The sequence below is a fragment of the uncultured Sunxiuqinia sp. genome, from assembly GCF_947495665.1.
GTDB lineage: Bacteria > Bacteroidota > Bacteroidia > Bacteroidales > Prolixibacteraceae > Sunxiuqinia > Sunxiuqinia rutila.
On sequence record NZ_CANLZV010000006.1, the window covers coordinates 170,821 to 186,301 of the forward strand.

Annotated in this window: 12 protein-coding genes; 10 read left to right on the plus strand and 2 right to left on the minus strand. The window is 46.1% G+C overall.

The window, feature by feature from the left end; genetic code table 11:
* Positions 1–44: 44 nt before the first annotated feature.
* From Q1A18_RS09680 to Q1A18_RS09705, 6 genes are all read left to right on the plus strand, one after another.
* Entirely contained in the window at positions 45–773 is a 729-nt protein-coding gene (locus Q1A18_RS09680) for a PAS domain S-box protein (protein WP_299578960.1), read from the plus strand.
* Between the two features lie 387 nt (positions 774–1,160).
* On the plus strand, positions 1,161–4,220 hold the full coding sequence (locus Q1A18_RS09685; RefSeq protein WP_299578963.1) for a DUF2723 domain-containing protein: 3,060 nt from the start codon (positions 1,161–1,163) through the stop codon (positions 4,218–4,220).
* Positions 4,220–4,858, plus strand: a complete 639-nt coding sequence (locus tag Q1A18_RS09690) for a polysaccharide deacetylase family protein (RefSeq protein ID WP_299578965.1) — start codon at positions 4,220–4,222, stop codon at positions 4,856–4,858. Before Q1A18_RS09685 ends, Q1A18_RS09690 begins: the two co-directional genes overlap by 1 nt.
* A gap of 20 nt (positions 4,859–4,878) precedes the next feature.
* The gene (gene purD / locus Q1A18_RS09695; protein ID WP_299578966.1) at positions 4,879–6,150 is read left to right on the plus strand and encodes a phosphoribosylamine--glycine ligase; all 1,272 of its coding nucleotides are present in this window, start codon (positions 4,879–4,881) and stop codon (positions 6,148–6,150) included.
* Positions 6,151–6,208: 58 nt separating this feature from the next.
* Complete coding sequence (locus tag Q1A18_RS09700) at positions 6,209–7,195, plus strand: hypothetical protein (protein ID WP_299578967.1); 987 nt, start codon at positions 6,209–6,211, stop codon at positions 7,193–7,195.
* Positions 7,192–8,862 carry a carbamoyltransferase C-terminal domain-containing protein gene (locus tag Q1A18_RS09705; RefSeq protein WP_299578968.1) on the plus strand — a complete coding sequence of 557 codons (1,671 nt, stop codon included), beginning with the start codon at positions 7,192–7,194 and terminating at the stop codon, positions 8,860–8,862. The genes Q1A18_RS09700 and Q1A18_RS09705 overlap by 4 nt, the downstream gene beginning before the upstream one ends.
* Here the strand turns inward: Q1A18_RS09705 and Q1A18_RS09710 are convergent.
* A complete protein-coding gene (locus Q1A18_RS09710; protein ID WP_299578969.1) occupies positions 8,859–10,214 on the minus strand; it encodes an ATP-binding protein in 1,356 nt (451 codons plus the stop codon). The two genes, Q1A18_RS09705 and Q1A18_RS09710, sit on opposite strands and share 4 nt — an antisense overlap.
* 28 nt (positions 10,215–10,242) lie before the next feature.
* Positions 10,243–10,665, minus strand: coding sequence for a hypothetical protein (locus Q1A18_RS09715; RefSeq protein ID WP_299578970.1), 423 nt, complete (start codon positions 10,663–10,665; stop codon positions 10,243–10,245).
* 307 nt (positions 10,666–10,972) lie between these two features.
* Between Q1A18_RS09715 and Q1A18_RS09720 the strand changes: the two genes are divergently transcribed.
* The 4 genes from Q1A18_RS09720 to Q1A18_RS09735 all read left to right on the plus strand — a co-directional run bounded on the left by Q1A18_RS09720 (position 10,973) and on the right by Q1A18_RS09735 (position 15,435).
* Positions 10,973–11,698 carry an ABC transporter ATP-binding protein gene (locus Q1A18_RS09720; RefSeq protein ID WP_299578971.1) on the plus strand — a complete coding sequence of 242 codons (726 nt, stop codon included), beginning with the start codon at positions 10,973–10,975 and terminating at the stop codon, positions 11,696–11,698.
* Between the two features lie 9 nt (positions 11,699–11,707).
* Entirely contained in the window at positions 11,708–12,958 is a 1,251-nt protein-coding gene (locus Q1A18_RS09725) for an ABC transporter permease (RefSeq protein WP_299578972.1), read from the plus strand.
* 18 nt (positions 12,959–12,976) lie between these two features.
* Positions 12,977–14,239 (plus strand): ABC transporter permease, encoded by a 1,263-nt coding sequence (locus Q1A18_RS09730; RefSeq protein ID WP_299578973.1) that lies wholly within the window; start codon positions 12,977–12,979, stop codon positions 14,237–14,239.
* Positions 14,240–14,307: 68 nt separating this feature from the next.
* The gene (locus Q1A18_RS09735; protein WP_299578974.1) at positions 14,308–15,435 is read left to right on the plus strand and encodes an efflux RND transporter periplasmic adaptor subunit; all 1,128 of its coding nucleotides are present in this window, start codon (positions 14,308–14,310) and stop codon (positions 15,433–15,435) included.
* The last annotated feature ends 46 nt before the right edge of the window (positions 15,436–15,481 follow it).

Consider the following 15,481-nt stretch of genomic DNA (forward strand, 5'->3'; position numbering starts at 1 on the left):
TTTATTTTTCTCTTTCGTCGCAAATTGGATAATGAACGTATGCTATGGAAGAACTAGAAATTGAGGATTTAATTTTTCAGACGACAGAATGCCGTCAGGAAGCCCTCTTTTTAGTCAGCATAAAAGGGCAGGTCATCACGGCAAATCCATTGGCTGCATCCCTGTTCGGATATCCAGACCCGAAGGAGCTCATAGGCCTGCCGGTCACCCAACTCGTTCCGGAGGATTTTGCCAAGCTATTTCCGGAGGAAATCCCCCAGGAGCACCTCACTCGTGGAGAATTTGTGCCACGAATCAACCGGAAAAAAGATGGCACGCTTTTTCCCACTCAGGTAAAAACCTGCTATGTTTATGCGGGCTCCCAAAAGTTTGTTCAAACCACTGTTCGTTTGGAATCACGCCAGGAAACCGACCAGCAACTCATTGAAAGAAGATGCCTGGAGCAAAACATTGCCTTGCTTAAATGCGAACTCAGAAAAGTTAAAAACACCAGCCTCGCTTTTCAGCATCCTTCACTCAACGAAGCACCAATGAACCCTGTTGAAATTGATTTTCAATTTCGTTCCTGCTTAACAACAAAACACAAGAACCTTAACAACAACGACCTGAAGCTGGCATCCTTGATTTTCCTAAATAAGGACTCCCATCAAATCTCAGAAGCACTGGGTATTAGCCTGAATGGGGTTTATGTAGCCCGAAAACGTCTTCGAAAAAAACTGGGTCTGGACCGATCTGTTAAGTTAACAGAATACCTGATCAAACTGGTCAAGTAGAAACGAAGGAGCTAACATTCATACAAATGCAAGTCCCTCACAACCTTTAACCTCCTTTATTCGTCACTCCAAAATCACCTTTAATTGTTCCCCTTAAATCAATCTCGGGCCAGGGCCTTTAGTCTGGTAAAAGCGAATACTTCTGTTGCTGAAGCCTTCTTAATAAGTGTTAATACCGGCTATTTACAGGCTGTTAAAAACGCTTAATTTTATATTCTGATTAGTCTGAGTTCAAAGAATGTACTATCTTCGCAAACATCAAAAAAACATGAAAATAGAAGCGGTTGATACAAGTGCTTAACAGGACTTAGCCTGCATGCCAAGAAAAACGATTTAACAGGCAATCCAAGCGTTTAATTAAACCTCTAAAATAGAAAACTTTAACGAATGAGAAATTATAAGTTCATTAACAATGTTACCGGCTGGCTGGTGTTTTTAGTTGCAGCCGTTGTTTATTTAATGACGATTGAACCGACCACCAGTTTCTGGGACTGTGGTGAATTTATTACAACTTCGTATAAACTGGAAGTAGGACACCCACCCGGTGCCCCCTTCTTCATGATTCTCGGACGCTTTTTCACCCTGTTTGCCGACTCGGCCCACGCCGCCATGATGATCAATGCGCTGTCGGCTCTGGCCAGTGCTTTTACCATCCTGTTTTTATACTGGACCATCACCCACCTGGCGCAAAAACTGGTTAAGAAAGAAAATGAATACACCACCGGACAAGCCTTGGCCATTATTGGCAGTGGCGTTGTTGGTGCCCTGGCCTATACCTTTTCCGACACCTTCTGGTTTTCGGCTGTTGAAGGTGAAGTTTATGCCACCTCATCGCTCATTACCGCCATTGTTTTCTGGGCCATTCTGAAATGGGAAAATGTGGCCGATGAACCTCAGGCTAACCGCTGGATCATTCTGATTGCTTACCTCATGGGGCTTTCCATCGGAGTTCACCTGCTGAACCTGCTGGCTATCCCTGCCATTGTATTTGTCTATTATTTCAAAAAATACGAAGTCAGCCGAAACGGAATCATCGCCAGTCTTATCATTTCCATGGTGCTTCTGGGGGTCATTATGTACGGAATTATTCCGGGAGTCATCACCGTGGCCTCCTGGTTCGAACTGATGTTTGTCAACGGTTTTGGACTTCCATTTAACACCGGTACCATTATTTATGCCCTGCTACTCATTGGACTGATTGTGTATGGTATTCATTACACCACCAAAAAGAACATGGTGCTTTGGAACACCGTATTAGTAGCTTTCACCGTAATTGTGATCGGCTATTCATCCTTTGCCATGATTGTAATCCGTTCTTCGGCCAACACACCGATGGATCAGAACAGCCCCGACAATGTTTTCTCATTGTTGAGCTACCTGAACCGCGAACAATATGGCGACCGTCCGCTGATAACCGGACAGCATTACAACACTCCGCTTGATCCGCAAGCACCTTATGTACAAGGTAAACCCTATTACATCAAGAAGGATGGCAAGTATGTTGTTTCTGATGTTCGTCAGAAACCGCAATACGATTCGCGTTTCACCACCATCTTCCCCCGCATGTACAGCAGCCAGGCCAACCATATTGAGGACTATAAAAGCTGGGCGGGCATTGAAGGAAGAACCGTACAAATAACCAACCGGCAAGGGGAGCCAGAAACCATTAAGCTCCCGACTTTTGGCGAGAACCTGCAGTTTTTCCTTCGCTACCAAGTGGCGCACATGTACCTGCGTTACTTTATGTGGAACTTTGCCGGACGACAAAATGATATTCAAGGGCACGGCGATGTGCTGAGCGGAAACTGGATAAGCGGCATTCCGTTTATCGATTCCATCCGCTTAGGCAACCAGTCTGATTTGCCCGAAGCGTATGCCAACAACAAAGCGCGCAACACCTATTATTTCCTGCCATTGTTATTAGGATTGATTGGTGCTTTCTTCCATTACCAGCGCAATAAAAAAGACATGTGGGTGGTTTCCCTCCTGTTTATCCTGACCGGCTTTGCCATTGTGGTTTACCTAAACCAGTACCCGCACCAGCCGCGTGAACGGGATTATGCCTATGCCGGTTCGTTTTACGCTTTTGCCATCTGGATTGGGTTGGGGGTAATTGCTCTGGCTGAAAGCCTGAAAAAATGGATGCCCGAAACCGTTAGTGCACTGGCTGTTTCAGTAATCAGTCTGATTCTGGTGCCCGGTATTATGGCCAGCGAAAACTGGGATGATCACGACCGTTCAGGCCGCTACACCGCTCGCGACTTTGGAGCCAACTACCTGAACAGCTGCGAACCAAACGGCATCATTTTCACCAATGGGGATAATGATACCTTTCCCTTGTGGTACAACCAGGAAGTGGAGGGCGTACGGACCGACCTGCGGGTATGCAACCTGAGCTACCTGCAAACCGATTGGTACATTGACCAAATGCGTCGCAAGGCTTACGATTCAGAGCCGCTGCCAATCACCTTTACCGAAGACCAGTACGTTCAGGGTAACCGCGATGTGGTTTACCTGATGGATGATCCGCGCATCAAAGGTGCTGTTGATCTGAAAAAAGCGCTCGACTTTGTTAAAGATGATAATCCAAGAACCAAGCTTGCACAAGCCGATAATGCCTCGTACATTCCTTCCAGAAGATTGTTCCTGAAAGTGGACAAGGAAGCGGTGATCAAAAACAAAGTTGTTCCCGAATCGCAGTACGACGCCATTGTGGACACCATCTACATTGATTTTGGCAACAAAAATTACATCACCAAAGATGAGCTGATGGTGCTGGACATGATTGCCAATTCAGACTGGGAACGGCCAATTTATTATGCCATTACCGTAGGTCGCGACAAATACCTGGGCTTGCAGGATTATTTCCAGCTTGACGGTTTTGCCTACCGCTTTACCCCGGTTAAAACCGAGCAATCGGGCATGTATTTCGGAAGCGTCAATACCGACCGGATGTACCAGCATATGATGCACGACTTCAAATGGGGCAACATGAATGACCCGGATGTTTACATCGATGAAAACAACCAGCGCATGATGATGAACATCCGAAACAACTTCAACCGCCTGGCCGAAAGTCTGGTTCAGGAAGGTAAAAAGGATTCGGCCATTCAGGTGCTGGATAAAAGCCTGGAGTTGATTCCGCATGAAGTCGTTCCGTACAATTACTTTTCGCTGCAACTGGCCGAGAACTACCTGGCAGCCGGCGATCTGGAAAAAGGGACAGCCCTTATCCGCGAAATTTATGAATCGTACCAGGAAGAGATGGACTATTTCTTGTCACTTGACTCGAAGTTCATTGTGTCGGTAAGTGAAGAAATTCAACGTATCATGTACTTCATGCGCGAAATGAGTCTCATCACCAACAACTATCAGCAAGAAGAGTTATCAAAAGAGATTATACAAAGTTTTGAAAGCTATTTTCAAGCCTACAGCACCATTAACTAATGCTAAGATTTGACCCAAGAATACGGCCCCCAAAGTTGGCTACCCGCTTTTTTCCTGACGCTATCTGGCGACTTTCAGGCAGCAAAAAGCAGGTGGTGCTGACCTTTGACGATGGGCCGGTTCCTGAAGTCACTCCCTGGGTTTTAAAGCTGTTGAAAGAAGAAAATATCAAGGCTTGTTTCTTTTGTGTGGGCGAAAATGTCCAACGGTACCCCGATTTGTACCAGCAAATCAAAGCTGAAGGGCACCAAACCGGCAATCACACCTTCAACCACATGCAAGGGTTGAAAAATCCCGACGACACTTTTTTTTCCAATGTTGAAAAAGCAGCTGGGTACATCGACTCTCCCTTTATGCGCCCTCCTCACGGGTGGATGCGCCAATCGCAATACCGGGAGTTAAACCAGAACTACCAGATTGTAATGTGGGATTTGATTAGCCGTGATTACCAAGCCCAAATTGGCCCTGAGGCCGTTGTAAAAAATGTGCTTAACTTTGTGCGCCCGGGATCGGTCCTGATTTTTCACGATTCCATCAAGGCGGAGAAAAACTTAAAACCGGCATTGCCGGTTGTCATCAGAAAATTAAAAGAAAAAGGATATCAATTTGCCTTACTCCCCGAAAAAGGCAAACAATAAACAGACAAATTTAAAGGATCATGTTAAATATTTTACTCGTTGGATCAGGAGGTAGAGAGCATGCCATGGCATGGAAAATCAAGCAATCACCTAAAGTCAATCAATTATTTATTGCCCCCGGAAATGCCGGAACCGCCGAGTTTGGCGAAAACATTGCTGTAGGTGCTACCGATTTTGAGGCCCTCAAAAAAGTGGTTTTGGAAAAAGCCATCAACCTTGTTGTGGTGGGTCCTGAAGTCCCTTTGGTGGAAGGCTTGCATGACTTTTTCCTGGCTGATGAAGAACTCAAAAGCATCCGGGTAGTAGGCCCTCAAAAAGCCGGTGCTTTATTGGAAGGCTCAAAGGATTTCTCGAAAGAGTTCATGGCTCGTCACCAGATTCCAACAGCAAAATACCAAACCGTAACCGCCGACACCCTGGAGCAAGGACTGGCATTTCTGAAAACCATGCAGGCCCCCTACGTTTTAAAAGCCGACGGGTTGGCAGCTGGTAAAGGCGTGTTGATTATCGACAACCTTCCGGAAGCAGAAGCTTCACTTAAAACCATGCTTGACGGGCAATTCGGACAAGCCAGCAGCAAGGTGGTTATTGAAGAATTCCTGAGCGGCGTTGAGCTATCCGTGTTTGCCATTACCGATGGAAAAGATTACCAGATTCTTCCGGAGGCCAAAGACTACAAACGTATTGGAGAAGGCGACACCGGACTTAATACCGGAGGTATGGGCGCAATCAGTCCCGTTCCGTTTGCTGATGATGCCTTTATGCAAAAAATTGAAGAGCGCATCATTAAACCAACCGTTGAAGGCTTGCAGAAAGACAACATTCCTTACAACGGATTTATCTTCTTCGGATTGATCAACTGCGGAGGCGAACCTTATGTTATTGAATACAACGTACGCATGGGCGACCCGGAGACCGAAGCCGTCATGCTTCGCATCAAATCCGACTTTGTGGCCTTGCTCGAAGCTGCTGCCGATGGCACCATGGCCGAGCAGTCAATCGAAATTGACGAACGTGCTGCCGTTACGGTTATGCTAGTTTCCGGAGGTTACCCAGGCGATTACGAAAATGGCAAAGTGATGAGTGGCTTCGATCAGGTAGAAAACAGTTTGCTGTTTCATGCCGGAACCAAGCAAGCAGGCCAGGAAGTTGTTACAGCCGGAGGACGCGTGCTTGCCGTCAGCTCGTACGGAGCAAACCGTCAGGAGGCTTTGGCGCAGTCGTATGCCAATGCTGAAAAAATTAGTTTTGAGGGCAAATACTATCGCAAAGATCTCGGATTTGACTTGTAAAGTTCTCCTCCACAACCCGCGATAAAAAAGGAAAGAGACATCCAACCACTGCTAATTTATGATACTCAGGATACTCAAGACAAACCAGGCCTATCACTTTATTCTTATTCCGCTTTTGGTGGCAGGACTCTGGTTTCGTTCATACATTGACCCGGTCTACTTCCCTTATTTCGAAGGGGAAAATGACATGTTTCTGTACCGATTCGTTCATCAATGGGTGGCACATTCAGCCTTGTTGAGCAACTTGCTCTCCATGTTTTTTGTGATTGTCTTTTCCTTTCTCATCCTGAAATTAAACACGGAGTATGCTTTTATTCGGGTGCGAACCTTTCTGCCCTCCAATATTTTTGTACTCATCATCGGCGGACTGATCACCTTGCATACCCTGCATCCGGTGTATTTCGCCTTGCTTTTTCTGCTTCTTTGTGTCGACCGGATTTTCCAATCCTACGAAAAAGAAAAGTTTCATGACAGTGCGTTCGAAGCCGGATTTCTCATCGGGCTGGGGTCTTTGTTTTACCTCAACCTGGTCTTTTTCTTTCCCATCATCTGGGTTGGCTTTGCCCTGATCAAAAAACGTCCGCAATGGCGAAATTTTGCACTTCCGGTGCTCGGTCTGGCTGTTCCCTGGCTGTTCACCTGGTCGTATCATTATTTAACCAACCAGTTGCCTGCATTTTGGGATACAATCCTGGTTAATTTTGAAACTGAAAACTCTTTTTTTAGCGGCAACATCCCCCTGCAGGTTTACCTGGGGTACCTGATGCTGGTAAGTTTTCTGGGCGGAATTTTTCTGCTGAATCAGTATGACGAGAAAAAAATAAGTACCCGCAAGAACTTTCAGGTGTTTTTTCTGATTACGCTCATTGCCTTTGCCTTGCTCCTTTTTGTTCCTGCTGTTTCACAGGAAATTGTGGTGATCATGTCACTCCCGCTGACTTACCTGATCTCCAACTACCTGATTTTTATGAAGCAAAAATTCTGGGGCAACCTGTTTGTTTATCTGTTCATCGCCTTAATCATTTACCTGCAATTTGTATCATGACTCCGGAAAGGCCAACACTGGCAATTTATGGCATCCAGGATCGCGACACTTATGAATATCCCTTTTATGTGCACGATCATAACCTGGCAATCATGCAGCATGGTCAGGTTCGGGAATTCCTTCAACTGGAACGCCTTTCGCGACGCAAACGTGACAACCGCCTGCACGAGCAGCTTTACGACCTGTTAAAAGACCGAAAACTGCTGGCCGAGACCTTTGATTTGGTGTTTGTGGACAATGTGGTTGGGCGTACTTTTCTGTCGACTCAGGGGAATGCCCGCTTTGAAGCTCCGCTGAGCCAAGAGCTGGCTACCGACCTGGAGGAAGGACAATGCTGGTGGTTTGGGCAACAAGCCAATGCCTGGGCATTGAATCACGAGCTGGCGCATGTTTTTACCTGCCTGCCTTTTTTCGGGAATTTCAAAAACAACAGCCTGCTGGTTCATTTTGACGGCGGCGCCAGTAAAAGCAACTTTTCAGCTTGGACTTTTGAAGATAACACCATCCGCAAAATTGAGGCACATTGGGATTACCAGTACCTTACTTCCATATTCAATGCCAATGCACTGGTATTTTCCGTCATAGGGGCCAAACTAAACGAACAAAATTCAGTGCCCGGTAAAATGATGGGGCTGGCCGGACACGGCTCCTATCAACCTGCACTTGAACAGTGGCTTCAGGATAATAATTACTTCCAGAACATCTGGGGAAAAAAATCCGTGTTTTTCAAACAGGCAAAAACTGATTTCAATCTTGATTTGAAAGCTTTTGACCAGAAAAACCAGTGGGTGCAAGACCTGATTGCTACCCTGCATGAACTATTCGTTCGTGAGAGCTTACAAATTTTCAAGCGGCTTCAACAACAAACGCAAAGCAAAACACTCTACTATTCGGGCGGGTGTGCCCTCAATATCGTTGCCAACACCCGGTTGATTCAGTCGGGCCTGTTTGAAGAGGTATTTATCCCTCCTTGTTGCGAAGATTCGGGGCTTGCCTTGGGTGCTGCAGCCTTTGCCGAATGGAAAAAGCACGGACAGGTTAAAACGCATTCGCCGTATCTGAATAACTGGAAGCTGGATGCAACTCCGCCGAAGTACAGCTTGGAGGATCTGGAACAAGCGGCCCAACAATTGCTCCAAGGGCAGGTAATTGGGCTGTGCAACGGACACGGAGAAGCCGGTCCGCGCGCATTGGGCAATCGAAGCCTGCTATGCCTGGCCAATGACACCCGGCTGGCTCAAAAGGTAAGCATGCAGCACAAAAAACGGGAATGGTATCGTCCGGTAGCACCGGTGATGCTTGAAAAGAACACCCGCTATTTTACCGGACTTCAGGCTATTCATCACCTGAGTCGGTACATGCTACTGGATTTTGACATTCTGCCCGAGAAGCAGGAAGAAATAGCCGGAGCTGTGCATGCCGATGGAACTGCCCGAATTCAAAGCCTGTTTGAGCGAGCGCAAAATCCTTACTTGTGGGACTTACTCAACCTACTGGATGAAAAGCACCAGGTGAAAGCCTTGATCAATACCTCTTTCAACGCGCAGGGAGAACCCATTGTGCATACCGCTGATGATGCTTTACAAGCCGCTCACAAAATGGGAATTGCAGGAGTGGTTATCCAAGGGAAATGGCAAGCAGTTAATTGCAAAGAGACACGGGATTAATCCACTACTTTTCGAATCATCTGCATCAGGCATTCCTGGTTGTAGGGTTTGGCAACATATCCGTTGCAACCTAACTTCAGAATCAGGTCCTTCTCTTCAGGCAACACATAAGCTGTTTGAGCAATCACCGGCACAGCAAGGTTTCGCTTCCGGATTTCAACAATGGTTTCGAAGCCATTTTTAACAGGCATGCAAATATCCATCAAAATCAGATCAGGCGTTTGTTTGTTCAACAGGTCCAGTAATTCCTGTCCATTCGTCGCATGCTTAACAGTCATTCCCTCGGCAGTCAGAATCTCCTCCAGGTAAATGGACGATTCCTTACTGTCCTCAGCAACAAACACTGTTTCCACTTTCTGCTTCTTACCATTTACCCGTTGGGGAATCTTGCTTTCCTTAGGCTTATCCGCAACATGCAGCGGGAGTGTGAAATAAAAACAACTTCCGGCTCCCAATTCGGACTCGACCCGGATTTCCCCTCCCAATAATTCAACCAGTCCCCTGCAAATACTTAATCCCAGGCCGGTGCCTTCATTCATCTGCAAAGTCATATCCTGAAAGAAACGCTCAAACACAAATAGCCGTTGCTCTTCATTAATTCCAATCCCCGTATCTTTCACGTAAAACTCCAGCTCCTGATTAGCTGATGAGGGCTTAAGCACATAGCCAAATTCGATCCATCCTTTATGAGTGAACTTCACCGCGTTATCAATCAAATTATTCAGAACTTGTTTCAGACGAACCGGATCTGTGTCAATCACAAACTGACCTTCCTCAGGCAATCGGGGGGCTCTCAGCTCCAGCAAATGTTTTGCTTGTAAGCGCTGACGCCCAAGCTGGACTTCATAGACCTCCTGCATCAACTGGTTCAAATCGGTTGCTTGAATAAAAAGTGAGAGTTGATGGGCATCCAGTTTCGAAATATCTAAAATATCATCGATGATTCGTGTAAGCTGATTCCCGGCGTTTTGAATAATCCCTTTGTAGCGCCAGAAGGATTCTTCTTCGAGCTCAGGCTGCAACAGATCAGAAAAGCCAAGAATGGAGTTTAGCGGGGTTCGAATCTCGTGGCTCATGTTGGCCAGGAAAGCCGATTTCAGCTGATCACTCTCCTCTACCTGCTCCACCAGCCGCTTTAAGGCCACATTTTTTTGCTTGATCCGCTCATTCTCCAATTCCACTTCGAAACTGGATCTGATATCATCAATCATCAGGTTCAGGCCCATGGCCAGCGAATCCAGATCATCATTTTTTTCGGATACAGTAATTTGTGACGAATAATCGCCCCGGGCAACCTCCATAATTACCCGAATCATCTCCTTAATTCGTTTTTGGTCGGCGGGTGTAGTCATTCATTTCGGGGCTTTACTAAATTACAATTCATTGTTTACGACTAACCGGCTCTTTCCTGAGCCAGTTCATCGCTGCGGTTTCATTTCTGAAAAAACGCATTTTTTGCTCATTGCTAATCCCGATTACAAAACAAGCCAACACCTCCGCTACCGGATGTAGACCAAAAAGTGCAATCCGATGTGTTTGGGCACGATCCCCAATTTGTTTCCACACCCGGCGAGCCTCGCTTGAGTTCTTCCCAGCCTGATTCAAATCAACCAGGTAACTCACCGGTTTCGACGAGCCGGAAAGCATTCGGTCAAATATGTCAAGATAAGTGTAAGCCATTTCGGAAGTTTGTTCTCCACAGGCCACAATATGAAAAACCTGGTCTTCTAGCAGACGAATGCGATTGTGATTCATCCATATTTCATCTTTAGAGACTTCTCTGATCGTAATTTTCTGATTCATTGTTTTCCGCAATGTTCCTCTTTGAGCACCTTTCAACAGAATTGCAATAGCACATTCCAAAGTTAAACTATTTCTTGAAAAACAAAAGCCTCATACTCAGCCAGCTATTTTTTGATTTTTTCTGTAACGTCTTGTCCATCTATTCGTCCTAAGTACAAGAGACACTCTTTTCCCAATTTATCCGAAGAACCAACCGAAAGGAAAAAACACCATTGACACCTAAAATTCTGCCGTTCATCGAATAAATTTCTGAAATAAGCCGTGAATTCATGAATTTTGATTGTAGAAAGCCGAAAACAAGAAAACAATGATTACACTGAACAACATTCACAAATCCTATGTCATGGGAAGCAGCAAGCTGCACGTGCTAAAAGGAATCGATCTGGATATTGAGCAAGGCGAATTTGTTTCCATCATGGGGTCCTCCGGGTCTGGAAAATCAACCCTACTCAACATTCTGGGTATGCTCGACAATTATGACGAGGGAACTTACCACCTGGACAATAAACTGATTGCCAACATGAGTGAAAAGAAATCCGCTCAACTTCGCAATGAAATGGTGGGCTTTGTTTTTCAATCCTTCAACCTCATTTCCTTTAAAAACGCCATGGAAAATGTAGCCCTTCCGCTGTATTACAAAGGGGTAAACCGCAAAAAGCGAAACGCCATCGCCATGGAATACCTGGACAAACTGGGACTGGCTCCCTGGGCCGAACACATGCCCAATGAAATGTCGGGTGGTCAAAAACAACGGGTAGCCATTGCCCGCGCCCTGATCTCACACCCCAAGATCATATTGGCAGATGAGCCTACCGGAGCGCTGGACACCTCAACATCCTACGAGGTAATGGAAATTCTGAAAGAAATTAACAACGAGGGAATTACCGTTATCATTGTCACACACGAGCACGACATTGCCGCCATGACCCAAAAAGTAGTTCGCCTAAAAGACGGACGAATCGATGAAATCATCCGCAACGGAGATTTGCGGGCCTTTCGTCATACGTACAACAAAGAATTGGAAACCGCTTAACTCCTGACCATGTTCGATCTCGATAAATGGCAGGAAATCCTGTCAACCATCAAAAAAAACAAGATGCGCACCTTCCTTACCGGCTTTTCTGTCGCCTGGGGAATTTTTATGCTGATGATTTTGCTGGGTTCCGGCAATGGACTCAGCAATGGTGTGGCCAGTAATTTCATGAATGATGCCGTGAATGCCATGTGGATCTGGACCGGCGAAACCACCATTGCCCACCAAGGACTAAAACCCGGGCGCCCCATTCAATTTCACAACGATGACTACGACGTTATCACCAACATTCCCGGCGTGGAAACGGCATCCGGCCGCTATTACATGGGCAACACCCGCTATTCCTATGGAAGAGAGTCAGGCGAATACACCACCGTAACCTGCCACCCCGAACTGAATGACGTTGACAATATGGTCTTGCTGGAAGGCCGCTTCATCAACGATGTTGACATTCTTCAAACCCGGAAGGTGGTTGTCCTCGGAAAAGATATTCACACAGCACTTTTTAAGGAAAAAGAAGCATTGGGCGAATACGTTAAAATCAATAAGGTGCCTTTCAAGGTCGTCGGGGTTTGCATTGAGCCTGAATCCACCCGAAACCGCAATGCTTACATGCCCGTCTCCACTGCTCAGAAGGTTTTTAACGGTTCCAACCGGCTGCATAATTTCGCCATCACCATCAATGGGCAAACGCTGGAAGAGAGCCAGGCTATTGAAGACCGTATCCGAAACACCTTTGCCCGCAAACACCGTTTTGACGTGACCGATGAAAGTGCGATGGGCATGTACAACAAGCTGGAAAACTACATTCAGACCATGCGGATTTTTCAGGCCATCAAAATCTTCATCTGGATTATTGGTATTGGAACCCTCATTGCCGGCATTGTTGGTGTTAGTAACATTATGCTGATTGTAGTGAAAGAGCGAACCAAAGAAATTGGTATTCGAAAAGCCATTGGTGCCAGTCCCTCCTCGGTCATTGGGTTAATTTTACTCGAATCCATCTTAATTACCACAGTGGCCGGATACATCGGATTAGTTCTGGGAACCGGATTGATGGAACTGATTAATTATGCCATGATCCAATCCGCAGGGGAAGCAGCACAGCGCGGAGAAACCGTATTTTTAAATCCTACGGTTGACTTTGGCGTAGCCCTGTCGGCCACCATCTTGCTGGTCGTTGCCGGAACCCTGGCCGGTTATATCCCGGCGAAACGGGCCGCCAGCATCAAACCAATTGTTGCCCTGCGCGACGAATAACTTCAAAAAATCAGCACCATGTTAGATCTTGATCTTTGGAAAGAAATATTAAGTGCCCTCCGGCAAAACCGTCTGCGCAGTTTCATGACCGCCTTTGGCGTATTTTGGGGTATTTTCATGCTTATCATCATGTCGGGAGCCGGACGCGCATTGGAAAACGGTGTAATGGAAGGGGTCAAAGCCTTTGCCACCAACTCGGCCTTTTTCTGGACCGAACGCACCAGTGTTCCCTACGAAGGCTTTCAACGCGGACGACGCTGGATATACAACAACCAGGACATTGAATACATCCGTCAGAATGTATCCGAAATTGAGTACTTGTCCCCCCGGCTTTTTGGTTGGCAACAAAACGGCGACAATACCGTTCGCGGAGAACGAACCGGCGCCTTCAACATCTTTGGCGATTACCCCGATTACTTCAAAATTGATGGATGGACACCGGTAAAAGGCCGGCTGATGAACGAAATTGACGTTCGCCAAAAACGGAAAGTTTGCGTCATTGGCGAACGCGTGGAAGAAGTGATGTTTGATAAAGAGGAAGATCCCATCGGACAGTACCTCAAAATCAGTGGCGTCTATTTCCAGGTGGTGGGGGTCATTCATCCCGAAACACGGATCAATATTGGGGGCGGTAAAAAAGAAGAAACCATCATCATCCCGTTTTCAACTATGCAAACCGCTTACAACTATGGCGATGAGATTCACTTTTTTTCGGTTACTGCCAACCGTGGAACCAGTGTTAGCGCCTTGGAAGAAAAGCTCAAACGGATTTTGAAAGAACGCCACAAAATTGCCCCCGATGACATGCAGGCCATTGGCTCATTCAACATTGAAGCCGAGTTTAAAAAGTTCTCCATGCTGTTTTTCGGCATTCAGGCCCTGACCTGGATTGTTGGTATCGGAACACTCATGGCAGGCGTGATTGGTGTGAGCAACATCATGCTCGTGATTATTAAGGAGCGAACCCAGGAAATCGGTATCCAGCGAGCCATTGGTGCCACTCCGGCAAAAATCATGTTACACATCATTGCCGAAAGTGTCTTCCTGACCGTGATGGCCGGCTATGTTGGCCTTTCGCTCGGCGTTGGCCTGCTCGAAGTACTGAACCAGATATTGCTGGCTGCCGGCGATGAGGTCTTTTTCCGCAATCCGGAAGTTAACCTTAGCATGGCCTTGTCAGCCTTAGCCGTTCTGGTTTTTGCTGGTGCTTTTGCCGGTTTTATTCCTGCACGACGAGCCATCAGAATAAAACCTATTGATGCCCTGCGCGATGAAGGCTAAAAACAGGAAATACTTGAAAATAAAAACTCAAAGAACATTGAAACAGAAACAATAATAAAACCAACACCATGAAAAAGATTTTCAGAATTTTAGGAATAGTCCTCATCGTAGGCATTTTTGGAGGTACGATTTACTTCCTCTACACCAAATCAAAAAAACAACCGGATGTTTTTGAAACCAAAACACCCTTTGTCAGCAATGTTATCCGGAAAACGGTGGCCACCGGATCGGTGGTGCCACGTCAGGAAATTGAAATTAAACCCCAGGTTTCGGGTATCATTGATGAAATTTACATTTTGGCCGGCGACTTTGTAAAAAAAGACCAAGTGATTGCCAAAATCAAAATCATCCCCGACATGGTTAACCTCAATGCGGCCGAATCACGCCTGAACCGGGCAAACATCAATTTTGAAGATGCCAAAATTGATTATCAACGTCAGCAAAAATTATTCGACACCGATGTGATTTCCTACGAAGAATTTAAAAATGCCAAAGTGGCTTACGACTCGGCCAAAGAGGAATTGGCCGCTGCCGAGAATAACCTTGAGCTGATTAAAAACGGTGTGACCAAAAAAGCGAAAACTGCCACCAATACTCTTGTTCGCTCTACCATTGATGGCATGGTGCTCGATGTTCCGGTTGAAGAAGGCAACTCCGTTATTCAATCCAACACGTTTAACGAGGGTACCACCATTGCCGCTATTGCCGACATGCAGGACATGATTTTTGAAGGGAAAGTGGATGAAACCGAAGTTGGCAAAATTAAAGAGGGCATGCCCATTGAACTGGAAATTGGCGCCATTGAAAAAGAAAAATTTCAGGCCATACTTGAGTACATTTCACCCAAGGGAAAAGAAGAAAACGGAGCCATTCAGTTTGAAATTAAAGCCGACGTTTCGCTGAAAGACAACCAGTTTATCCGGGCCGGATACAGCGCCAACGCCAGCATTGTATTGGAGCGCAAAGACAGCGTTTTAGTCATTCCGGAAGGCATGCTTAAGTTTGAAAATGACTCGGCCTTTGTGGAAGTGTTGATCAATGAAGAAGAACAGGTATTTGAAAAACGAAAAGTAGAAACCGGTATTTCTGATGGAATCAACATTGAAGTGGTTTCAGGATTAACGAAAGAAGAGAAAGTAAAAGGCGAAAAAATTGACCCTAAAAAGCTGAAAGAAGACAAAAATAACCAGGGCTAATCCGGCGTAATTACAAACGAATGATTAAATTAGCTCCGTTCAAAAC

Coding starts and splice junctions, on each gene's coding strand:
- Q1A18_RS09680 (WP_299578960.1), top strand. CDS start 45: ATGGAAGAACTAGAAATTGAGGATTTAATTTTTCAGACGACAGAATGC.
- Q1A18_RS09685 (WP_299578963.1), top strand. CDS start 1,161: ATGAGAAATTATAAGTTCATTAACAATGTTACCGGCTGGCTGGTGTTT.
- Q1A18_RS09690 (WP_299578965.1), top strand. CDS start 4,220: ATGCTAAGATTTGACCCAAGAATACGGCCCCCAAAGTTGGCTACCCGC.
- purD (WP_299578966.1), top strand. CDS start 4,879: ATGTTAAATATTTTACTCGTTGGATCAGGAGGTAGAGAGCATGCCATG.
- Q1A18_RS09700 (WP_299578967.1), top strand. CDS start 6,209: ATGATACTCAGGATACTCAAGACAAACCAGGCCTATCACTTTATTCTT.
- Q1A18_RS09705 (WP_299578968.1), top strand. CDS start 7,192: ATGACTCCGGAAAGGCCAACACTGGCAATTTATGGCATCCAGGATCGC.
- Q1A18_RS09710 (WP_299578969.1), bottom strand. CDS start 10,214: ATGACTACACCCGCCGACCAAAAACGAATTAAGGAGATGATTCGGGTA.
- Q1A18_RS09715 (WP_299578970.1), bottom strand. CDS start 10,665: ATGAATCAGAAAATTACGATCAGAGAAGTCTCTAAAGATGAAATATGG.
- Q1A18_RS09720 (WP_299578971.1), top strand. CDS start 10,973: ATGATTACACTGAACAACATTCACAAATCCTATGTCATGGGAAGCAGC.
- Q1A18_RS09725 (WP_299578972.1), top strand. CDS start 11,708: ATGTTCGATCTCGATAAATGGCAGGAAATCCTGTCAACCATCAAAAAA.
- Q1A18_RS09730 (WP_299578973.1), top strand. CDS start 12,977: ATGTTAGATCTTGATCTTTGGAAAGAAATATTAAGTGCCCTCCGGCAA.
- Q1A18_RS09735 (WP_299578974.1), top strand. CDS start 14,308: ATGAAAAAGATTTTCAGAATTTTAGGAATAGTCCTCATCGTAGGCATT.